Genomic DNA, 22,333 nt, shown 5'->3' on the forward strand with positions numbered 1-22,333 from the left:
TAGAACAAAAAGGTGTTTTAACCTGTTTTGCTCGGATCATACTCAATGAAATCTTTTAGTACACCATCAATTTGATCCATAATCTCAGGTTGTAATTTAACGCTAGAAGCAATTACGTTTTCTCTTATTTGCTCTGGATTTGATGCACCAATAATTGCAGAGGAAACAGCTGGATTTTGTAATACCCAAGCAACTGCAAGTTGAGGTAAGGTAAGATTAGTTTCTTGCGCGATGGGATTAAGTTTCTGAATTGCATTGAGTACATCATCGCTCATCCAGCGTTGCACGAGTTTTTGGGAAAATGGTTTACTAGCATCAGAGTTAGCACATGATTGATTCGGCAATGGTTTACCAGGTTGATATTTTCCTGTGAGAATACCTTGTACAAGGGGAGACCAAACAACTTGACCAAGTCCCTCACGTTGACATGTTGGTATTACATCAGTTTCAATAACTCGCCACAACATCGAATATTGAGGTTGGCTAGCGATAAGTGGAATGCTTAATTCTCGTGCAAGTGCTGCACCGCGGGTGATTTGTTCTGATGTCCACTCACTTATGCCTAAGTAAAGGACTTTACCTTGTCTTACAAGATCAGCAAAAGCTAATATCGTTTCTTCAAGGGGAGTTGTTGTATCAAATCTATGTGCATAATAGACATCAATGTAGTCTGTCTGCAACCGTTTTAATGATGCATTACAATTTTCAATAATATGTTTTCGCGACAATCCACGATCATTTTTTCCAGGTCCGGTCGGATGACATACTTTTGTACATAGTTCTATACTTTCTCTCCGTATGCCTTTTAAAGACCGGCCTAGTACTTCTTCGGCTATCGTGTCCGAATAAACATCAGCAGTATCAAACGTTGTAATTCCGACATCTAGTGCGGTTTTCACACAATTATTTGCAGTATCTTCATTTACCTTTCCGCCATGGTTTATCCAGTTCCCGTATGCAATCTTACTTACTGTAAACCCACTGTTTCCGAGTTTGCTAAATTCCATTGTAGAATCCCCCCTTAAAAATGATACCCTTATTATAAGAACTGAAATTTAGTATGTATAATATATGATTTATGATGAATTTATATAAAAATTATATAAGAGGGGGATGTTTAGAATTTTATTACTAGGGGAATCTAATGCAAGTAGTACAACAAATGTGGTGTATGCTTGTTCAATATAAAGTTTAGAATTGATAAATAGACCTTAAGGAAAGCAATCTTTTTAAAAGCACATATAATTACATTTACTCATACAGTACTATTATGGTACAATATGGTTACTAACGACGGAAAGGAATGATGGGTGGACGATGATTAACTAATCTTATTTTTAAATGTTGAAATTAAATAAATTTCAATTTGTAAAAAATAGGATTAGTCTGCCCAATTCCATTCAACGGTATTGCTATTTGATTTGCGTAATAGCTTATTTGGGTATAAATAATGTAATGACTAATCCTGCCAAAATTACTTTGGGAGGATTTTTTTGTTCTCCCTTTATGAAAGGGATCGGTAATATGAAAGAGCTTTTAAAATTAAATGATGTGTATGTTGATATAAAGGAAAATACTTTGTTAGAAAAAATGAATGTAGTAGTAAAACAAGGGGATGTAATCGGATTAATTGGTAAAAATGGTGCTGGTAAATCAACGTTACTTCAATTAATAAATGGGAAGATTGAGCCATCAAAAGGAATTGTTGAGTGGCAGCAAATGAATATGACAACAGCATATGTTGAACAAGAAATAGAATCTTTTATTAGTAAGGATGTGATTGCAAAAGAAGCAGAGCTTCTTGCAAAATGGGGCGTGCCAACGAACGATTTTCATACTTTAAGTGGTGGTGAAAAGCTGAAAGTTCGCTTAGCAAAAGGATTTGCGGAAAATCCTAATGTCTTAATATTAGACGAACCGACAAATCATTTAGATGAGATGAGTACGGAATTTCTCATTAAACAAATAAAAAATATGAAAGTTACAGTTATCGTTGTATCGCATGATCGATATTTTTTAGATGTTGTCGCAACAAAAATATGGTCAATTGAGGATAAAAAATTAATTGAGCATAGCGGTAATTATACGAGTTATATGAAAGCACGTGAGCAAAAAAGACTGACGCAACAACGTGAATATGAAAAGCAGCAAAAAAAGATTGAACAAGTAGAAACACATATAAAAGAATTAAGTTCATGGTCACAAAAGGCACACGCACAGTCTACAAAACAAGAAGGTGTTAAAGAATTTTATCGTGTAAAAGCGAAGCGAATGGATGCGCAAGTTAAGTCAAAACGAAAACGTCTCGAAAAAGAGCTAGAGAAAACGAAAGTAGAACGTGTGAAAGAGGAGTACGCAGTTGAGTTCTCTATTCAAGCGAGTAAAAAAGTAGGAAAACGCTTTTTAGAAGTAAAACAATTAAAAAAAGACTTTCATGGAAAAATATTATTTGAAAACGTTAATTTTACAATTCAGCACGGTGAGAAGGTTGCGATTGTTGGACCAAACGGTAGTGGGAAAACAACATTACTAAAGATGATTATGGGAACGGAAACTGTGGAAGGAGAAGTATGGGTTTCACCATCTGCAAACATCGGTTATTTAACACAAGAAGTATTTGATTTACCACTTGATAAAACGCCAGAAGATTTATTTTTTAAAGATTCATTTGAAGAAAGAGGGAAAGTCCAAAATTTAATGAAACATTTAGGGTTCCAAGCTTCTCAATGGAAAGAGCCGATTGAACATATGAGCATGGGAGAACGAGTGAAATGTAAGCTAATGGCTTATATTTTAGATGAAAAAGACGTACTCATTTTAGATGAACCGACAAATCACCTTGATCTGCCTTCACGTGAACAGCTTGAAAATACATTAGCGGAGTATAATGGAACACTAGTTATCGTTTCTCACGATCGATATTTTCTAGAGAAAACAACTAACACAAAACTCGTGTTTTCAAATCATACGATACAAAAACAGCTAGAAGAACCTCCTAAAACAAGAGATGAAATTGAAGAGTTACGTTTAACGTTAGAAACAGAGAGACAAGAAGTATTAGGAAAATTAAGCTTTTTAACTTCTAATGATAAAGAATATAAAGAACTTGATGAACGATTTATAGAACTTACGAAACAGATTAAGGCGCTATAATTATTTAGGGGGATTAACATGGGAGCAGAGAGTTCAACTAAGTTATTTAGAATAGACTGTGGAGATATATATCTACAAGAGTTTACTATGAAAGATGCTGAGAGTATTTATAAAATATCGAATCAACCGGAAATAGAAAAATTTTTGCCAGACTGGAAATCAACGAAAGAACAGAGGGTTAATTGGATTATCAATGATGAAATACCAGCAAATAAAGCATTTCTTGAGGCAGTGAAAACTACGAATAACATAGATAATCATATGTTAAAGCTAGGAATATTTAAGCAAGCTACAAATGAATTCATTGGATGGTGCTGCACAGGTATTAAAGAAGAACTCCCTTCACCAAACAGAGAGATAATGTATGCTATCTCAAGTGAATATCAAAATAATGGCTATGCTACAAAAGCGACTAAAGGCTTAATTGACTATTTGTTTAAAAAAACAAATGTAAATGTCCTCAACGCAATTGCTTTAATTAAAAATGTACCATCAAATAAAGTTATTGAAAAATGCGGATTTATTTATATGAGCCAACAGACGATAGAAAATCGACTATTTAATCATTATGTATTGAGTAAATCAGAGTGGATAAAAAATATAGCTCTTTGAAGGGAGCTATATTGCATATGAAATCAGTAAAAAAGCTTAGAGCTAAAACTCTGAGCTTTTTTTCGTACTATATGATAAGTTGTTATTCATTGTTTTGAAGTTGTATAGTTATTCTTTATAATATATTGCATGTTGCTAATAAAGAATACAAGGTGTTTCAGCGACTAGAAGTAAGAAGCATTGTATTCCATACCACTATATAAATATTATAAGATAGATATACGTTGATTATATATTGGAAATAGATTTGTTATCAGTTTTTTTAGAAATCTTACAAGCGTGTAAGATAAATGAAAGATGAATCAATATGTGCTATAAGACAATTCATTTACACTTTATAGTGAGCAGTGGAAATGAAGGGAGAATATAAATGGAAATTTTACATGCAAAAAGTATTAGTAAAGTATATAAAGGGAAAATACCTTTTAAAGCATTGGTAGATATTGATTTATCAATTCAAGAAGGTGAATTTGTAGGAATTATGGGACCATCAGGTAGCGGGAAAACAACATTATTAAATATGGTATCTACTATTGATTCTCCTACATCGGGAGAAATATTAATAAATGGTACAAATCCTTTTCAGTTATCATCAGACAGTTTAGCTTTATTTCGTAGGAAACAATTAGGATTTGTTTTTCAATCATTTAATTTACTTAGCACACTTACAGTGAAAGAAAACATTGTATTGCCGATGACACTAGATGGTGTATCTGTACAAGAAATGAACAAACGAGTGGAAGATATTGCAGAGAAATTAAATATTGCAGATATATTGAGTAAAAGAACGTTTGAAATATCAGGGGGGCAAGCTCAAAGAACTGCAATCGCTCGTGCTATCGTTCATAAACCACAATTATTACTTGCAGATGAACCAACAGGGAATTTAGACTCTAAATCTTCAAATGATGTAATGGAGATGCTAGATACTCTTAATAAAGAAGAAAAAGCAACGATGATGTTAGTTACACATGATCCGTATGCAGCGAGCTTTTGCAGCAGAGTTATATTTATTAAAGATGGTCAATTATATAATGAAATTTATTGTGGTGAAAGCAGGCAAGCCTTTTATCAAAAGATTATGGATGTCCTTTCTTTGTTAGGAGGGAAAAGGCATGACTTTTCGTCAGTTCGCGTTTAATAATATTTTTCGTAATAAGCGTACATATGCTGCTCATTTTTTAAGTTGTACATTTTCTATTATGATTTTCTTTACGTATGCCCTTTTGTTATTTCATCCTGATTTACAAGGGGAGTTGAAATCGACAAGTGCAACAATAAGTGCATTTGGTACATTAGGATTTACAGTTTCGCAAGGCTTGATATTTGTTTTTTCATTTTTCTTTATTCTATATTCAGTAAGTTCATTTTTAAAAACGCGTAAGAAAGAATTTGGCATTTTAATGATGCAAGGTATGTCAATGAGGCAGCTAAAGAAATTATTATTAATTGAAAATATGTTAATTGGACTTGGGTCAATTTGTATAGGTATTTTCATCGGTCTCATATTTTCTAAACTAGTATTATTGATTAGTGCAAGTGTATTAATGATTAGTAATGGCTTACCTTTTTATATACCAGTGAAGGCCGTACTATTAACAGTCATCACATTTCTTTTCTTATTTTTAATCGTTTCGCTTGTTACTTTTAAAATGATAAAAGTAACGGAACTTGTGGAACTTATTCAAGCGGAGGAAAAGCCAAAGCCTGAACCGAAATTTTCCATTTTATTATCGCTACTTTCTTTAATTAGTATAGGCTATGGATATATTTCAGTATTTCGCTTTATCCCAAGTATTAATTTTATTACGCTCGGAATAGGTGTACTTCTAGTCATTATTGGAACGTACTTTTTATATACACAGTGTAGCGTGTATATATTGTATCTTGCTAAAAGGAGAGAATCTTTCTTTTTAAAGAGAACAAATATATTAACATTTTCAGAATTGATTTACCGTATGAAAGATAATGCAACGATGTTTTTTATAGTATCTATTATTTCAGCAGTTGCATTTACAGCAATAGGTACAACAGCCGCTCTTGGTAATAGGAATTTAGTGTGGATGACAAACCCATATACATTTCTGTATGAAAGCTCTGAAAACAACAAATTAGTAGATAAACATCTCTCTATTATAAAAAAACATCTCTCTGATGCAAATATTCCGTACCGAATGGCTTCATCTTCAAGTAAATTTACAGAAAGTAACGTAAATGTATTGAAATTAAGTGAATATAACGAACTTACGAGAGCACTAGGGTACCAACAAGAAACAATTGAAAAAGAAGATGAAATTTTACTAATTCCTGGGAGGGTGTCACAAAAACAAGAATTTAAAAATGGTGACTATAAAAAAAATATTGAAGTTATTCAAGGTGATTGGACAAAGACATTTCGTGTGAAAAAAACTGTGGGGGATTTAGTTTTACCACATGATTCTAGTAGTATTTATATTGCTGTTCAAGATCATGTGTATGATGAAATTCCTCTGACGAGTAATCCAAAAGATGAAAATATTCAACATCGTACTTATGGATTTGTTGTAGATGATTGGATAAAAACGAAAGAGATTTCAAATCAATTAAAGAGTATACTCGATAAAGATCTTAGGGACAGAGATTTCTACTTTGAAGCTTTAACATTAAACTTGTTGGAGGCAAAGCAAAAGAATGGTTTATTACTTATGGCAAGTGTTTTAGTCGGAATCGTTTTCTTTACATTTGCTGCTAGTTTTATTTATTTCCGATTATATACTGATTTGGACCGTGATCAACAACAATATAAAATGATTTCGAAAATGGGATTAAGTAAACGAGAGTTAAAAAAAGTTGTAACGAGACAGTTAGTATTAATGTTCTTCTTACCGATTGTTGTTGCGGTGATTCATACTGTAGTTGCGTATACGGCACTGCAACAATTAGTCAGTTTTTCTATTTTAAATAGCTCAATCGTTATTTTAATTTCATTTATATGTATACAAGTTTTATATTTCTTTATCACTCGTTGGCGTTACCTACAAAAGCTTTATAAGACTATGGAGCAATAGAGGATATTAACTAATAAAATTACAGAAAAGCATGTAAAAAATGATATGAATTATGAAAGGAACTGTGATGAAAAGAATTTTAACTATTTTTATGTTAAATATAATAATTTTAATAAGCTTTAGTGCATGCTCTAAAAAGGACAACGCATTTCCTGCAAACGGTGTATTAATTATTGGAGATGATAATAATATTTTACCAATTATTAATCGTTATCAGGAAATTACGAAAGAAAATGAAGTGTTTTCTGTGAAAAAAAGTGAAGTTGGAAATGGACATGTATTAATTATAAATGAATCTACAGCACAAGCATTGATTAAAGAAAAAGTTTTTCGTAAACGAGATAATGACTCCGATTATATTATAGATACGTTACCGAAATTCCCAAAAGAGGGATCGTTACTGTTTACAAGTGAAGACGAAAAGACTATGAAAAGTATTAAAATAGAAGGAAAAGAGATTCCTGTAACATACGATAGTGACGCTTGGATAGGTAACAATCGTAAATATCCAACGCAATCGTATGTGATCGTAGCAAAAAATAGCGTATATAAGGAAATAAAAGCAAATGAAACGAAAATACATCTTCTTCAATTAAAGAAATCTCTAGGTGACGAAAGACCTAAAATGTCGACAGATAATACAATGGTTAATGAAAATGTCAAAGTAAAAAAGCTAATTAAAGGTTTGGAAGGAGAAGTATCTTTTCAGTTTGTAACGATTGGAGAAAAAACTTAAAAAAGAGTTCGAGGTTGATAGAAACTATATCAACCTCGAACTCTTTTTAGTTATATGTCATTTAGATTACATTACTTCATTTAATCGAGTCTCGTTTGTTTCCTCGATCACATTTGTGTTTTGAACCGGATTACTTTGAGCTTCTTTTTCTTTACGAGACTTTTGTAGCATTTCAAGGATGATCCATATTGGAACACCTTTATCCTTTAGCATCTTCCATAAATCTAATTCGTTAAATTTATGCTCAGGCTGTTTCATTTCTTTTTCAGATGAACGAATATCGAACTTGATAGGATCATTTGCTTTCTTACCTTCAAGTTTAGTAGAAGAGATAGTATTATGCTCAAGGTTAGATGGAGTTATTTTAGTAGGTTGAGCTAATGTATGAATGTTTGATCCGATTTGCATGCTTTTTCCTCCTTTTCAAGCAATAAAATTAGTTTTCTTATGATTTTTAAATCCACGTAACATGAGGAAACTACATTCAATTATAAATTCAAATAATCAGATTTACAAGTTATATTGTGAAAAGCAAATGTTTACTTGAATTAATATTTATCAACATTTGTGTATGTTTTCTATATATACAACGTATATAAAATACTTTACATTATGTGTAAGTTAAAAACTGAATGTGTCAATATTTTTTATGGAAAAATGAAAGCGTTTAATTAGGGGGAGAAAGTATGGGGAAGTTATTTTTAAAAGTATGTTTTTTCACATTAGTGACTGTTTGTTCATTCATAGCGAAAACAACTTACGCTGAAGAGAGGCAACAAAATAATTATCCTATCATTTTAGTGAATGGATTTGCTGGATGGGGTAGGGAAGAAATGTTAGGGGTAAAATATTGGGGTGGTGTTCATGATATACAGGAAGATTTAAAAAGAAATGGTTATACAGTACATACGGCTGCTGTTGGTCCTGTTTCTAGTAACTGGGACCGTGCATGTGAATTATATGCACAAATTAACGGTGGAATTGTAGACTATGGTGCGGCACACGCTGAGAAACATGGACATAATCGTTTTGGTAGAACTTATAGTGGATTTGCACCGAATTGGAGTGAAACAAATAAAGTTCATTTAGTTGGGCATAGCATGGGTGGACAAACGACAAGAACATTAGTGCAGTTATTAAAAGAAGGCAGTTATGAAGAAAAAGACTATGTGAAAAATCATCCGAACGCAAAGATATCACCACTATTTGAAGGCGGTAAATCGTATGTTCATAGTGTTACAACTTTAGCAACTCCTCATAATGGCACAACACTCGCGGACGGAAGTCTTCTATTGCCGTTCGTTAAAGATTTACTCATTACAGCTGCGAGTTTAGGAGGAAACAATAATTTATCATTATATGATTTTAAATTGGACCAATGGGGTATGAAAAAAAACGCTGGAGAGTCCTTCTTCCAATATACTGATCGGATTTTAAATAGTTCAATTTGGGAAAATACAAAAGATATTAGTCAATGGGATTTAAGTACTGATGGAGCAAGGGAGTTAAATAGTTGGGTAAAGACGCAATCGGATGTGTATTACTTATCGTATAGTGGACATGCATCACAAGCAGCACCTATAACCGGTTTACAACTACCTCATATTACAATGAACAAAGTGTTAATGGGGAATGCATTTTTCTTAGGTTCCTATGCAAGATTTGAAGAAAATCGCCCATTAATTGATACATCTTGGTGGCAAAATGACGGTGTAGTAAATACAAATTCTATGATTGCGCCTTCAACTAGTATTGCTGTAAATCATAATGAGTTTTTACAGGTTGGAAAATGGAATCATATTGAAACGAAAGAAAATTGGGATCATTTAGATATGGTAGGACTAAGCGTTTCAGACACGTTAGGTTTTTCTAATATTCAAGAGTTTTATAGAACAGTTGCAGAAAAGTTATCACGGTTACCGCAATAGTTAATAATAAAGCGCTCTCGATGGAATTCGGGAGCGCTTTATATTATATTGAAAGAGGGATATGGAAGAAAAATATGGGGGGATATTATGAAAATACAAGTTGTTTTATCAGGATACGGGACAGTAGGAAGAGAGTTTATAAAATTGGTAAACGAAAAATATTTATATATATACGAAACATATGGAATCCATTTAGTTGTAAGTGGCGTATTAGGTAGAAATATTGCAATACATAATGAGGAAGGTTTGTCTATTCATCATTTATTAATGTATGGTAGCGGTACTGCATCAATTGAAAAGTATATAGAACATCACCCGAAAGACCGTGCAACAAGTGGGATAAGTGGTACTGTATTGGTAGAATCAACAGTTACAAATCTTAAAGATGGAAATCCGGGAAAAAAATATATAAAACAAGCGATTGAGAAACATATGGATATTGTTGCAATTTCAAAAGGTGCACTCGTTACTAACTGGAGAGAAATAAAGGCAGCAGCAAAAGAAGCGAATGTACGAATTCGCTATAGTGGCGCAACTGCTGCAGCACTACCGACATTTGATATTGGACAATTTAGTTTGGCTGGCTGCAATATTGAAAAAATAGAAGGAATATTAAACGGGACAACTAATTATATTCTTACAAAAATGTATGAAGAAGATGTTACGTTTGAAGAAGCACTGAAAGAAGCGCAAAATAAAGGAATTGCTGAGACGAACCCAATATTAGATGTAAGTGGTTCGGATAGTGCGTGTAAATTATTACTTTTGGCAAACAGCTTGATGGGTGTTGAGAATATGCTTACTGATATGCATATAAAAGGAATCGAAAATGTTACAAAACAACAAATTCGACATGCTAAGGAACAAAACAATTATATTAAATTAATAGCTTCAGCATATAAGGATATGGATGGTAAAGTGAATCTTAATGTAGAACCGCTTGAAATAGAAAAAGACCATCCACTAGCAAAAGTAAATGGAACTGAAAAAGGAATAACATTCTTTACAGATACAATGGGACAAGTTACTACAATTGGTGGAGCTTCTAATCCACGCGGAGCCGCAGCAGCTGCTTTAAAAGATGTAATTAACTTATATCGTAGAGATTTATAGAAGTAAAACTCACACCTTCAAAATTCGGATGGAGAAAAAAAGTTAGGTGGGAGCCTTTTTGCCCATATATGTCCGATTCGGGCTAAAAATCGGTGGGGGATGAATAAAATTCCCACGGATTAAAGTTTCACTTTATAAGACCGTACCGCTGTTAATAAAAAATACATATGTAGTGGACCTTTTGAGAATGAAATAAATATGCAAAAATAATTGCAGGGGGTAAGAAATTGTTTAAAGATTTTAAAGTTGTAAAAGATCGTCCCGTTTATATTCAATTAAAGGATTATTTTAAAAAGATGATTATGAAAGGGCATTTGCTCGGTGATCAAAAGATCCCATCAACAAGGGAACTGAGTGAATTATTATCAGTGAGCAGAAATACAGTACTCTCTGCTTATGCGGATTTAGAACAAGAAGGACTCATTTATGCAGTAAAAGGAAAAGGGAATTTCGTTGCGAAGGTGGATATATCTAACACCTCGTCTGTTGAAATAGATTGGAAAAATAAACTGAATACAGTTACCACATTAGCGGATGAATTAGACTTAATGAAGCATGGAGTTCGCTGGGAAAAAGGAATGGTTGTTTTTAATAGTATAGCCCCGGACGAAAAGCTATTTGATGTTGAAAATTTCAAAAGAGCTTTTCTTACTCGTATGTCCATTGAAGGGGATATCGTATTGAACTACGGATATGCAAAAGGTTACCGACCGTTAATGAAATATCTACTTCATTACATGGAAATGAAAGGTGTAGATATTTCGAACAAAGATATTTTAATTACAAATGGATTTACAGAAGGATTAGATATTGTACTATCTTCCTTAGCGAAAAAATCAGGGCGTGTGATTTGTGAGAATCCAACTCACCATGCTGCATTGAAACTTTTTCGCTTACATGGACTTGAAGTTCATGGGATAGATATGAATGATGATGGTATTGATACGACTCAAGTAGAAAAAAGTTTACGTGAAAAGGATTTTGATTTTGCGTATTTAATTCCTTCTTATCATAATCCAACTGGTATTGTTACAAGTTCGGAGAAAAGAACGGAATTGATGAGGTTATTTTCGAAATATAAGGTTCCTATTATAGAGGACGGATTTAATGAAGAATTACGTTATTCAGGTTCACATTTATCGCCACTATTAACTTTTGCTGGGGCTGGTAATAATGTGATTTATATTAGTAGCTTTTCGAAGGTACTTTTCCCTGGTTTACGTGTAGGTTGGATTATTGCCGATAAAGAACTGATTCATTATTTAGAAAGTGTTAAAAGAGCAAGAACCATTCACACATCTACGTTAGATCAAGCTGTTTTGTTTCAATATTTACATGAAGGATATTTTGAAAAATATTTAAAAAAGGCAAGATCTGTTTACAAGAAAAAATATGAGTTAGCCGTTGGGGCTTGCAATCAGTACATTCCGTTTAAAAGGATGACTGGAGATGGCGGACTTCATTTGTTTATAGAGTTGGAAGAGAAAATTCACGCTCGCACACTTTTACAAAAGTGTTATGAGAAAGGTGTAACGTTTTCTCCTGGAGATGTTTTTTATTCTGATGGAGGGGGAGCGAATACATTCCGCTTAGGTTTTTCACGTTTGAAGGAGAAAGAAATAGTTAGTGGGATTCAAATAATTGGTGAAACTTTAAAAAATGAAACTTGGAGTTGAGAAAATGAGAATTGGCGTTATTATGGGAGGAGTATCCTCTGAAAAACAAGTATCAATTATGACTGGAAATGAAATGATTGCACATTTAGATAAAAATAAGTATGAAATCGTTCCAATTACGTTAAATGAAAAAATGGATTTAATTGAAAAGGCGAAAGACATTGATTTTGCATTGCTAGCATTACACGGAAAATACGGAGAAGATGGTACGGTTCAAGGGACGCTTGAGAGTTTAGGTATTCCATATAGTGGCAGCAATATGTTATCTAGCGGTATATGTATGGATAAAAATATTTCGAAAAAGATTTTGCGTTATGAAGGAGTAGAAACACCAGATTGGATTGAACTTACAAAAATGGCAGATCTAAAGCTTGAGGATTTAGATAAGTTAGGATTTCCGTTAGTGGTAAAACCAAACTCTGGCGGCTCGAGTGTTGGCGTAAAGATCGTCAATGATAAAAATGAATTGATCTCAATGCTGGAAACTGTATTCGAATGGGATTCTGAAGTAGTAATTGAGAAGTATATAAAGGGTGACGAGATTACATGTTCAATTTTTGATGGTAAACAGTTACCTATCGTTTCAATTCGACATGCAGCTGAGTTTTTCGACTACAATGCAAAATACGATGATGTTAGTACAATTGAAGAAGTTATTGAACTTCCAACTGAAATTAAGGAGCGTGTAAATAAAGCGTCATTGGCTTGTTATAAAGCATTAAAATGTAGTGTTTATGCAAGGGTTGATATGATGGTGAAGGACGGAATTCCATATGTAATGGAGGTTAATACATTACCAGGGATGACCCAATCAAGTTTACTGCCAAAAAGTGCAGATGCCGCGGGGATTAATTATAGTAAACTATTAGATATGATAATTGAAACTTCATTAAGAGTGAGGAAAGAAGAAGGTTTTTAAGATAATTATAGAATTAAAACTTTTGATAGTTCCACGAAGTATGCTATGATAATTACAATACGACAACTAAATATTTATCCACTAGGGGGGCCTTTTGTAGGCTGAGATCAAACATAATTTTGAGACTCTTAGTACCTGATCTGGTTAATACCAGCGTAGGGAAGTGGGAAGACGATTATATTTAAAGAATACATTAATATTGTCTATTTCACTTTCTTTACGCCTGTAAAGAAAGTTTTTTTTGTTTTACAGATTTAATAACTGTGGATAAATGCATATATTTTATACATTATTGGAGGAATTTAAATGACTTTTTCACAAACATTACGTAAAGAAGTAGATTCTATTTGGGAGGCAAGTTTTCATCATCCTTTTGTAAAAAAACTTGGTGAAGGTACGTTAGATTTGGCAAGTTTTCGTTATTACGTACTTCAAGATTCATATTATTTAAGTCATTTTGCTAGAGTACAAACTTTAGGAGCTGCAAAGGCTCTTGAATTAGAAACGACAGCTCGCATGGCACACCATGCTCAAAATACATACGAGGCAGAATTATCATTACATGAGAATTTCGCAAAGAAATTGGGAATTACGGAAGAAGAAAAAGGTCATTTTATCCCTGCCCCAACTGCATATGCGTATACTTCACATATGTACCGTGCGGCGTATGAAGGGCATTTAGGGGATATTATCGCAGCAATTTTACCTTGCTACTGGCTATATTATGAAATTGGTGAACGTTTAAAAGAATGTCAGCCAGAAGAGCCGATTTATAAAGAGTGGATTTCTGCTTATGGATCTGATTGGTTCCGTACTTTAGTTGAAGAGCAAATTACACGATTAGATACTATCGCTGAACAAGTGACAGAGTCTGATCGGAAGCGTATGAAACAGCATTTCATTATTAGTAGTCAATATGAATATTCATTTTGGGAAATGGCTTACACTTTAGAGAAGTGGCCAGTGAATACAGAAGTAAAAGATGTAATTGGATAAAGAGTAGAGGTATTGTTATACATATGTATGGATAATACCTCTTTATATGATTTCAAAAAAGGGGTATCGCAAAAAAGACGTATCAATCTAAGTGCGTCTTTTTTTCAATTTTCTTCAATTAGCAATTTCATGGAGAGCTTGCTGGAAAAGTAGAATGAAAAGCCCTAATCAGGGCTTTTTTTGTAGGAATTTCTTAACCGTCATTGAGTCCTGTCACTAGTAGGTGTTTTGACGCTACGACGGACTAAGAAAGTATATGAAAGTGTTATTACGAGAGGCATTTACAGTACAGAAAAATTTAAGCGGCATACGGGAATACATAGGATACGGCATGATGGTTATTGAGAAATGAATTGAACTTAGTAAGCATGAAGATATGACGCAAGAATTCACATTTTATAATTTCTATTTATAAAAATGAGCCCATAGTAAAAATAGGTATATGAACAAGGTGCATTGTCTAGTGATAGGTCATATTTTAAAGGTGTACGCATTGAACTTAGTTTATACCGCTATTTCTACTTAGATTTAACGAACAGAAATATAGGAAAGCATCGATGAAGTTAAAGCTTATAAACGGAGGTCATGAAAATGAATAAGTTTCAACAAGAACTACAAGCGTTAAGCCTTAATGATTACCAGTCTGGAAATATTGTGTATTGGGACCAGCAAAACCAATATCCATACTACTATTTTGAAGATGCTGCTCGTCGCTGTGGCGGTTGCGGTCGTTGTGGCGGTTGTGGCGGTCGTTGTGGTGGTGGATTCCGTTGTGGTGGATTCCGTTGTATTGGTTGCTTTGGTTGTTTTGGTTGTGGTGGCTGTGGCGGTTGTGGTGGTTGTTCTAATTGTTTTAATGGTTTTAATGGTACCACTGATACTACTGGTACTATTGTAACATATGAATATTGATAAGAGAAAAAAGGAATCTACTTTGTAAAGCGTTATACAATTTTATAAAAGAGATAAATCAAAACAGACGTAGCATCTTTTAATTTAGAGAAATAATTTATCCAACCTTTTATAAACATTGTGACTTTATTTCAAATCAAAAATTGAATGTTTTTTATGTTCAATACCCTTGACGCAATCTTTGACTTTCGTAAGTAGATTTATTGCACCAGAACCAAAAAGAAGAGCTGCTATCAGCCCTTCTTTCTCTTTTCTTTTTAAGATTGTAATTCTTATAGTCTGTATAATATCTGTCCATAAATGCAACCATGTCACCAAAGAATCCCCATTTACCTACATTTATCCAACCTTTAACAACTGCCGATTTTAATGCTTTTCTCCCCGCATCTTTACGATCTTTTGCTGTTATATCTGATTTTCTGCTGATTCTCATACTTGATATGAAATATGTGAAAGTCAGTATGAATGGTGGAAGTGAGCGCAACTTTAAATGCTATTTATTGGGATGAACAAATTTAATAATCTATTTTTTTACTATTGATTAATTTTGAAACGTAACAAAACTACGTAACTGTTTGTATAAAATGCACTGCTCTAGTATTCAAAATTGAGAACATGGAATAAGGTGCTTTGTTTCTACAAGCTGCTTTTGTTTTACTTTATATTACGATTTATAGACCGGAAATTACACTTTAAATGTTTATTACTGTAGCAGTTATGTTTCTTTCACTAATAGTGTTAGTGGATGTACCAATTCCCGTGGCATTCAGAGATAGACTGTATACATAAGTACCAGGGGGAGGGGTATCTATCCAGACTATTGAAACGTAGTGTGTTAAATTTGTTGAAACATTTACTGGTTTTTGAATATCTTCTTGAAGCTCCATCTGAACCGCAATAGTAAAGACGCCTCTTTTTAGAGCGAGAATTGAAGATACAGTAAATTCTGTAAGGGGACTTAGGGAAACATAATCAGATCTGAAAACTCCTTCTAACTTTACTATTTGATTAACGCCTACACTAATAGCTGGTAATACGAGGTTAGTTGGGCTAGTTGCAGGAATATGACTTTGGTTAAATGTAACTGAAACAATGCCAGGTGGTCCAGTATTACCAGTAGGTCCAGTATCGCCGGTCGGCCCAGTGGCACCAGTAGCACCTGTTGAACCAGTGGGACCTGTAGGGAATTGAAAAGGTTGCATAGGTGGGAGTGTTGGTCCAATCGAACCCTGGTTTAATGCAGCAGAAGATAAAAACTCGTCCAATATAATTCACCTCTAAAAAAATTGTATTACTAATAGTAAATGTAGGAGTTGAGCAAAGTGACATGGACAAGCGGTTGTATGTTAAAAATTAAACAAAATAGTTATTTTATTAAAGAAAAAACATGCACAAAAATTGCGCATGTATAATAAAAAGCTATGTCTTGTCTATGTAAATATATGATTGGCTTATACAAACCGTGAGTGTGTTTGAGAAAAATGGTTATTTATTAACAAATATAAAGAGCGCTTTTTAAGGCGCTCTTTAACCAAAACTAATATTAAAAAAGAATACCACATGATATTTTATGTATGTTCTTAATAAATGTGCGGTTTTTAAACAAAATCCTTATTTTATCTTAAATAAAAAGAGCACACATATAAGCGTGCTCTCAAATAAGAAAGGTAGAATGCTATGAATGGAAAGCCTCGATAGAATAACATATGCTTGTCCGGTTTAAATGTGAGAAGTTTTTAATAAAAACGCTATTTTAGTAAAGGACAAGTTTAAAAGGCCCTGATTGACACAGGACTTTTTAAAAGGGAACAACACTTGACATGTTATAAATTATGACTGAAAGTACCTTTTATATTAGCATTATTGGGATTTTAATTCCAATAATGCTTGTTGAGAAATAAAAACTTTATTTTGCACAACAGAGCAGCTAGCTGAAGTAGCTAACTGCTCTATTGTACAATTTTAGAAGTTCACTGGATACAGATATATGTTTTAACAAAAAGTTACATCTATATTATAAACGAATATCAAAATATTATGCAGGAAAGAAAACTAAATTAAAACTTCATTTTGTACAACAAAGCAGTCAGCCTAATTGGCTAACTACTTGTTGTATAAAGGAAAATTAGGCCCTACAAGTAAATGATATGTAACTTTAAGTTACAGCTATAGTATAAGCAGAATTTAAAATATTATGTGGAAGTGAAAATGATCTTAAATTTTAGAGCGAAGGGGAGTTGGATAATAGAGTTAACGGAGTACGCCATTTATAAGGGTGAATCGCTAATATGTATTGCAACTGTACAGGAGTGTGCTCAACATTTGGGTGTACTTCCCAAGACAATCCTCTTTTATAAAACACCAGTTTATAGGAAAAGAGTGGCCGGTAGACAGAAAGCTTGTATTTATTTAACTGTTACCGCGCTAGATGAAGATTAATATAAAAATTTCATTTTGTATTAGTTTAAAACCAAAAAAGAGCACTTAATAAAGTGCTCTCTTGCCGAAATCCATTTTGTAAAGACTACTTCATTTTATAAAGAGAGGAACACAAAATATTATATGTGTATCCAGTCAATTGAGTGCGTTTTTACAAACAAAGAGCAGCTAGCAAAAACTAACTGCTCGGTTCTCCAAGGGGGAACAAGGAGAAAGTAACTTAATGGGTTGTCTACAGTATTGACGGAATCTGGAGACTTATTCGATCAAATAAAAAAGGTACTGTATATAAGTGCACTTCGGACCAAGTTTTTTTATGGTAACAGTTATTGGTATTATGTGTAAGAACTAACGTGTATCTTGAAAATAATCATTATTTATTTAAATGTAAATTTACAACTAGAGTAGAATCGCATCAATACGCTCGCAGTTAACTACAGTGATATCTCCGTTTTCACCTATAAATGTAGCAAGACATGATTTATTATGGAATCCTACAAATATAGAAGCTTTTAATACTGTGCCATTAACTAAAAGTTGTTTTATTTTTTTCCCTAAGTAAAATGTTTCTAAAAGATAGCAAATATCTTTAAAACTCTCTTTTCGGGTTGGGATAAAAGAAGGTCGGTTATTTGGAAGAGATGTTAGAATGGGATTAAATACTTTGGGATTAATAGCATAGTTGATGAAAACTGACATTTTTCCGGCTCCTCTATTTTATAATTTATATTGAAATATGCTGTGTGAAATAGGGCTTTTTTCAAAGCCCCATCTTTACTCTACTCAGCTTCAATTCTAAGCGCTTGAATATCACGACAGTCCAAAACAATTATAGAGCCAGGTTCTGTTGTGTTATCCACAAATGTTACACAAAAATTATCTGGATTAAAGTTAGTAAAAATAAGATCCTCTAGTGTTGTTCCTGTAAGGAAGACATCTACTTCTGTACCTAACTGTAATCTTTCTAATTGTTCGCAAACACATTTTGTATGCTCAGCCATATAAAAACACCTCCTTTTCTCAAATTACTATTAATATATGTATAAATTAAATAGAACGATTGGAGTAATAGCTTAGTAATATTAATTATTTTGCTAGTTAATATTTTTATAAAATAATCCTTTGAAATGAATATCGTCCGGCTAGAAAACTAGAGGACACCAATTCATTAAAGCAGCAATTAAAGCTGTTTTAGGAATAGGTGTCCTTTTTATTTTGAAAAGGGAGATGGGGAAATGAATGTGTTAAGAGATCAATTAAGTGAATGGAAAAAGTAATCGAAACAAACAAGGAAGAAAAAAGATATAGAGTTCAAGTGGTTGTGAGATAAATTGAAAATAGAAATTAATAATTAAAAAGATAATTAATTAAAAATTTGGATGTAGTTAATGCAAATGAAATTAAAATTAAAAAGGTATAATTTTAATTTTTAAGTTAAGTATAGAAAAGAAATGAATCATCTAGATATAAAGAAAGGATGGATTTTTGCAATGAGCTCAAATGAATCAAATTTCAGTTTTACCAGTAACAAAGATATTGTAAAGTACCTTAATGTAAGAAAAGACCCTGTTGATTTAAGAGACAAAATATTTCGGAGTTACTTGTTTAGTAATGAGGCGGATTTGCCAACGCAAGTCGATCTTCGTCCTAAAATGTCAGGTATAGTAAACCAATGGAATATAGGTTCTTGTACGGCAAATGCAATTGTTTCAGGCTTAAGAGAATACCTATTATTACAATCAGGTCGTCCATTTACTTGCTTATCTCGTTTGTTTTTATATTATCATGAGCGAGAAATAGAAGGACATATTCAGGAAGATAGCGGAGCGAATGTTCGTGATGGTATGGATGTTCTTAAAAAAATTGGGGTATGTCCTGAAGAGGATTTTCCTTATACTGAGAATTTTAGAAATAAGCCATCACCAAAGGCTGAATCAGATGCAGCGCTTTATAAAATTGGAACCTACCATCGTATTCAAGATTTATCGGGATTAAAGGCTGCACTTGTCCATGGATTAGTTGTTGTACTTGGATTTGCTGTGCCAAAATCTTTTATGTCAGAAGAAGTTAAAAAGACTGGTATAGTTCCGGTATCAGGAACAGATGATGTAATTGTTGAAGATGGTCAACAGGCAGGACATGCTGTTTGTGCTGCTGGATATGATGATAATAAGAAAACTGTTATTATTCGAAACAGCTGGGGAGAAGACTGGGGAGATAAAGGATATTGTTATTTCCCATATGAATTATTTGAAAATGGAATTGTACAAGATATGTGGACAGGTCGTTAATTAGATAAAGAAGTGGAAGTATGGAAACAATAAAACACGTTATACATGTTACAGGTAGTATAAAAGAGCTTGAAAAAGATGTGGAAATAAAGGGAGTCAGGTTTGTTACCTACAACGGAAAAAGATATGAGTAATATTTTTATACAAGCTGGTATTTTAAGTGAACGAAAAACAAATACAGTCCGGCTAGAAAACTAGAGGACACCAATTCATTAAAGCAGCCATTAAAGCTGTTTTAGGAATAAGGTGTCCTCTTTATTTTGAAAAGGGTGATGGGAAAATGAAGGTGCTAAGAAATCAGCTACGTGAATGGAAAAAGCAATCAAAACAAGCAAAGAAGAAAAACAAGAAAAAAAGAAAAGCGAAATTTAGTACTCGTGAAATTGAGGATTTAATGGGGATGCATAGACCTTGTTATGAGCGCAGACGTGGTGCGTTAAGACAAAAATAATTAAAAAATAAAAAGGAGTGGTCTTATATGACTAAACAATTATCTTTCTTACCAAAAATCGATAGATCAGCAACGCAAGAGAAGTTAGAAGGTGTGTTGGAAAGTGTACGTATACATAGACAATTTGGGATGATGCGTAAAGAAATGAAAGTCACTCCTTCTTATGAAATACGTGAGCACAGTCCTACACATACAGTTGGTAAGCCATTAGAAGATGTTGCTATAGCAAATATTCAACAAAGCAAACGAGAAGAGTGGCTTGAAAGAATGTCAGTACGTATTGATCAGTTTCTAAATCGATTAGGGAACGGACGTGCAGGAAGCATTCAAAGAGATATTATTTATAAACGTTATTTAGAAGAAGAGGACGTATGTGATTACAGGGTTTATAACGAAATAGGGATGTCTGAGCGTACTTATCGACGTTGGAAGTCTAAAGCATTTTATAAACTTGCTTTTGCACTTGGATTAGAAGTTTACGAGACAGAAGAAACGGGAGGTATTGAATAATTAATTGCGTTCAACCAATACGTGATCCGGAGCAAATACAACAGATTAAAGAATATCTGAAGGAAAACAATGAACGTAATAATATTTTGTAAGAAATCATTTTGGAGTTATCTATTTAGTAAATAAATTAAATTTTCATAATAAAAAAGCTCACTACTTATATAAAAATAGATAAGTAGTGACTTTTTTTATTATGAATAATGATAGATTATGATAATTAGAATTATATGAAATATGATTTTTATTATATTTTTATCTGTTGGTGTATATAAGTTGTTCTTATTCTTCTTGGATTTCAAATGAAATTTCTTTAGCTGCTTCTAAAGCTATTTTTTTAGCTTTTGCTTTAAAATCGGCTGCTGCTAAAACGTATCCACATCGATGTCCCATTGATGTAGGTGGTTTTAAGGTAGTTCCTTTTTTAGGTTTTATAAAAACTTTCTCTACACCAGGATATTTAGAACTACGATTTTTTCCTGTAACTCGAATTAGTTTTCCTGTAGATTTAACTGTTAGGTAATGAGCGTACACATATTTATAATGTTTTTTTACTAGTGAAGGTTTATTTCCTAACATTAACCGAATAGTCTCTTGCACTAAGTTAATTCCATGCCCAATTTCAATTATGTCATTCATTGCTCCACCTGATATTCTGGGATTTATCTCAATTAATTTCCAAACATTATCTATTCTCCGGAGTTCTAGATGACACGCTCCATTTTTCATATTAAAAGCCTGAATAACAGAATTAATTGCATTGAAGAGACTATTATATAGTCTTTTTTCTACCCTTCCTAGTAAAGAATAACCAGTAACAATAAAGCGTTCAAAAAATGTAATTTCTTGTTCAATTACTGCTATAATATGGACTTTTCCATCTTGAACTAAAATTTCAACTAAGTACTGAGGTCCATCTATATATTCTTCAAGTAAAATCTCTTCATTAGGTAGTTTGTTTAAAAGACTTTGTATAGATAAAATTAATTGATCTTTATTTTTTACTAATAATACATCTTTTGATCCTGTTGATTTAGGGGATTTCACAATAAGAGGGAAATTTATCTTATTATTTTTTTTAAAAAAAGATGATAATGATTCTGTTGGTTTGTAAATTGAATAGTTGAGTGAGATTGGTAAATCTTTAAGTACATTACGAGTTAATATTTTGTTTTCCATATGATGGATAGCTTTAGTAGATACAATATTTGAGCAAAATTTTTCTGATAAACGTGCAGCCATATAAACATAAGGGTCAATAAAACTAAAAATCCCTTTTATGTTTTTTCCTGATTTATTCAATTTTTCAATTGTTGTAATTATATTATCATAGTCATTTATATCAGTGAAAATCATCTGATGTACATCAGGGAATATAGTGCGTTCATTAATAAATTTTGTTTTTTTAGTTAATAAAACAGTAAAGAAATTAAGTTTTTCAGCTGCTTTGATTGCTTCCCTACTTGATCCTGATTTATTTGTTTCAATGAAAACGATAGTATCCATTTTATGTCACCTTAACCTTTATCATTTATCATTTATTATTTTATAAA

Annotated in this window: 23 protein-coding genes, 1 pseudogene and 1 riboswitch; of the genes and pseudogenes, 17 read left to right on the forward strand and 7 right to left on the reverse strand. The window is 32.8% G+C overall.

The window, feature by feature from the left end; genetic code table 11:
- Nucleotides 1-17: 17 nt before the first annotated feature.
- Nucleotides 18-1,007: an aldo/keto reductase family protein gene (locus tag JDS98_RS00735; protein WP_098711598.1), complete on the reverse strand. Its 990-nt coding sequence runs from the start codon at nucleotides 1,005-1,007 to the stop codon at nucleotides 18-20.
- A gap of 517 nt (nucleotides 1,008-1,524) precedes the next feature.
- On the opposite strand from JDS98_RS00735, the gene abc-f reads away from it, so the two are divergent.
- From abc-f to JDS98_RS00760, 5 genes are all read left to right on the forward strand, one after another.
- A complete protein-coding gene (gene abc-f / locus JDS98_RS00740; RefSeq protein WP_199633430.1) occupies nucleotides 1,525-3,153 on the forward strand; it encodes a ribosomal protection-like ABC-F family protein in 1,629 nt (542 codons plus the stop codon).
- Nucleotides 3,154-3,171: 18 nt separating this feature from the next.
- On the forward strand, nucleotides 3,172-3,765 hold the full coding sequence (locus JDS98_RS00745) for a GNAT family N-acetyltransferase (protein ID WP_000500622.1): 594 nt from the start codon (nucleotides 3,172-3,174) through the stop codon (nucleotides 3,763-3,765).
- A gap of 370 nt (nucleotides 3,766-4,135) precedes the next feature.
- Entirely contained in the window at nucleotides 4,136-4,906 is a 771-nt protein-coding gene (locus JDS98_RS00750) for an ABC transporter ATP-binding protein (RefSeq protein WP_000404264.1), read from the forward strand.
- Entirely contained in the window at nucleotides 4,881-6,812 is a 1,932-nt protein-coding gene (locus JDS98_RS00755; protein ID WP_097958565.1) for an ABC transporter permease, read from the forward strand. The genes JDS98_RS00750 and JDS98_RS00755 overlap by 26 nt, the downstream gene beginning before the upstream one ends.
- Nucleotides 6,813-6,879: 67 nt before the next feature.
- Entirely contained in the window at nucleotides 6,880-7,548 is a 669-nt protein-coding gene (locus JDS98_RS00760) for a lipoprotein BA_5634 family protein (RefSeq protein ID WP_199633431.1), read from the forward strand.
- A gap of 66 nt (nucleotides 7,549-7,614) precedes the next feature.
- Here the strand turns inward: JDS98_RS00760 and JDS98_RS00765 are convergent, their stop codons facing one another.
- Nucleotides 7,615-7,956 (reverse strand): DUF3914 domain-containing protein, encoded by a 342-nt coding sequence (locus JDS98_RS00765; protein ID WP_087969204.1) that lies wholly within the window; start codon nucleotides 7,954-7,956, stop codon nucleotides 7,615-7,617.
- 278 nt (nucleotides 7,957-8,234) lie between these two features.
- Here JDS98_RS00765 and JDS98_RS00770 point away from each other — a divergent pair, with 278 nt between their 5' ends.
- The 6 genes from JDS98_RS00770 (at nucleotide 8,235) to JDS98_RS00795 (ending at nucleotide 15,092) form a co-directional block, all read left to right on the forward strand.
- Nucleotides 8,235-9,476, forward strand: a complete 1,242-nt coding sequence (locus tag JDS98_RS00770) for an esterase/lipase family protein (RefSeq protein WP_097958568.1) — start codon at nucleotides 8,235-8,237, stop codon at nucleotides 9,474-9,476.
- Between the two features lie 87 nt (nucleotides 9,477-9,563).
- Complete coding sequence (locus JDS98_RS00775) at nucleotides 9,564-10,589, forward strand: homoserine dehydrogenase (protein WP_199633432.1); 1,026 nt, start codon at nucleotides 9,564-9,566, stop codon at nucleotides 10,587-10,589.
- 227 nt (nucleotides 10,590-10,816) lie between these two features.
- On the forward strand, nucleotides 10,817-12,265 hold the full coding sequence (gene pdxR / locus JDS98_RS00780) for a MocR-like pyridoxine biosynthesis transcription factor PdxR (protein ID WP_000471600.1): 1,449 nt from the start codon (nucleotides 10,817-10,819) through the stop codon (nucleotides 12,263-12,265).
- Between the two features lie 4 nt (nucleotides 12,266-12,269).
- Nucleotides 12,270-13,184, forward strand: coding sequence for a D-alanine--D-alanine ligase (gene ddlB, locus JDS98_RS00785; protein ID WP_097958653.1), 915 nt, complete (start codon nucleotides 12,270-12,272; stop codon nucleotides 13,182-13,184).
- 73 nt (nucleotides 13,185-13,257) lie between these two features.
- Nucleotides 13,258-13,363: riboswitch (TPP riboswitch) on the forward strand.
- A 127-nt stretch (nucleotides 13,364-13,490) separates the two neighbouring features.
- On the forward strand, nucleotides 13,491-14,180 hold the full coding sequence (gene tenA / locus JDS98_RS00790) for a thiaminase II (protein WP_097958571.1): 690 nt from the start codon (nucleotides 13,491-13,493) through the stop codon (nucleotides 14,178-14,180).
- A gap of 585 nt (nucleotides 14,181-14,765) precedes the next feature.
- Nucleotides 14,766-15,092, forward strand: coding sequence for a heterocycloanthracin/sonorensin family bacteriocin (locus JDS98_RS00795; protein WP_073990638.1), 327 nt, complete (start codon nucleotides 14,766-14,768; stop codon nucleotides 15,090-15,092).
- Between the two features lie 126 nt (nucleotides 15,093-15,218).
- Here JDS98_RS00795 and JDS98_RS00800 read toward each other — a convergent pair whose 3' ends face one another.
- Nucleotides 15,219-15,407, reverse strand: coding sequence for a hypothetical protein (locus tag JDS98_RS00800; RefSeq protein WP_000220051.1), 189 nt, complete (start codon nucleotides 15,405-15,407; stop codon nucleotides 15,219-15,221).
- A gap of 377 nt (nucleotides 15,408-15,784) precedes the next feature.
- Nucleotides 15,785-16,357, reverse strand: coding sequence for a collagen-like triple helix repeat-containing protein (locus tag JDS98_RS00805; RefSeq protein WP_199633433.1), 573 nt, complete (start codon nucleotides 16,355-16,357; stop codon nucleotides 15,785-15,787).
- Nucleotides 16,358-17,336: 979 nt separating this feature from the next.
- On the opposite strand from JDS98_RS00805, the gene JDS98_RS30045 reads away from it, so the two are divergent.
- Nucleotides 17,337-17,531, forward strand: a complete 195-nt coding sequence (locus JDS98_RS30045; RefSeq protein ID WP_033663288.1) for a hypothetical protein — start codon at nucleotides 17,337-17,339, stop codon at nucleotides 17,529-17,531.
- Nucleotides 17,532-17,930: 399 nt separating this feature from the next.
- Here JDS98_RS30045 and JDS98_RS00810 read toward each other — a convergent pair whose 3' ends face one another.
- Both JDS98_RS00810 and JDS98_RS00815 read right to left on the reverse strand, forming a co-directional pair.
- Complete coding sequence (locus JDS98_RS00810; RefSeq protein ID WP_000110265.1) at nucleotides 17,931-18,230, reverse strand: hypothetical protein; 300 nt, start codon at nucleotides 18,228-18,230, stop codon at nucleotides 17,931-17,933.
- Between the two features lie 80 nt (nucleotides 18,231-18,310).
- Nucleotides 18,311-18,532, reverse strand: a complete 222-nt coding sequence (locus JDS98_RS00815; RefSeq protein WP_000807684.1) for a hypothetical protein — start codon at nucleotides 18,530-18,532, stop codon at nucleotides 18,311-18,313.
- Nucleotides 18,533-19,021: 489 nt separating this feature from the next.
- Between JDS98_RS00815 and JDS98_RS00820 the strand changes: the two genes are divergently transcribed.
- From JDS98_RS00820 to JDS98_RS00840, 5 genes and pseudogenes are all read left to right on the forward strand, one after another.
- Nucleotides 19,022-19,822 (forward strand): C1 family peptidase, encoded by an 801-nt coding sequence (locus JDS98_RS00820; RefSeq protein WP_000097508.1) that lies wholly within the window; start codon nucleotides 19,022-19,024, stop codon nucleotides 19,820-19,822.
- Nucleotides 19,823-19,842: 20 nt separating this feature from the next.
- Nucleotides 19,843-19,956 carry a hypothetical protein gene (locus JDS98_RS00825; RefSeq protein WP_000447744.1) on the forward strand — a complete coding sequence of 38 codons (114 nt, stop codon included), beginning with the start codon at nucleotides 19,843-19,845 and terminating at the stop codon, nucleotides 19,954-19,956.
- A 146-nt stretch (nucleotides 19,957-20,102) separates the two neighbouring features.
- Nucleotides 20,103-20,273 (forward strand): hypothetical protein, encoded by a 171-nt coding sequence (locus JDS98_RS00830; RefSeq protein WP_000866517.1) that lies wholly within the window; start codon nucleotides 20,103-20,105, stop codon nucleotides 20,271-20,273.
- Between the two features lie 27 nt (nucleotides 20,274-20,300).
- On the forward strand, nucleotides 20,301-20,783 hold the full coding sequence (locus JDS98_RS00835; protein ID WP_098711601.1) for an ArpU family phage packaging/lysis transcriptional regulator: 483 nt from the start codon (nucleotides 20,301-20,303) through the stop codon (nucleotides 20,781-20,783).
- A pseudogene (locus JDS98_RS00840) lies at nucleotides 20,783-20,872 on the forward strand (site-specific integrase); the annotation flags it as partial. The gene JDS98_RS00835 and the pseudogene JDS98_RS00840, both read left to right, overlap by 1 nt.
- 190 nt (nucleotides 20,873-21,062) lie before the next feature.
- Here JDS98_RS00840 and JDS98_RS00845 read toward each other — a convergent pair.
- On the reverse strand, nucleotides 21,063-22,286 hold the full coding sequence (locus JDS98_RS00845; protein ID WP_000379777.1) for an ATP-grasp domain-containing protein: 1,224 nt from the start codon (nucleotides 22,284-22,286) through the stop codon (nucleotides 21,063-21,065).
- Between the last annotated feature and the right edge of the window lie 47 nt (nucleotides 22,287-22,333).

Origin of the sequence: Bacillus cereus group sp. N11 (assembly GCF_016483605.1) — a bacterium.
GTDB lineage: Bacteria > Bacillota > Bacilli > Bacillales > Bacillaceae_G > Bacillus_A > Bacillus_A toyonensis.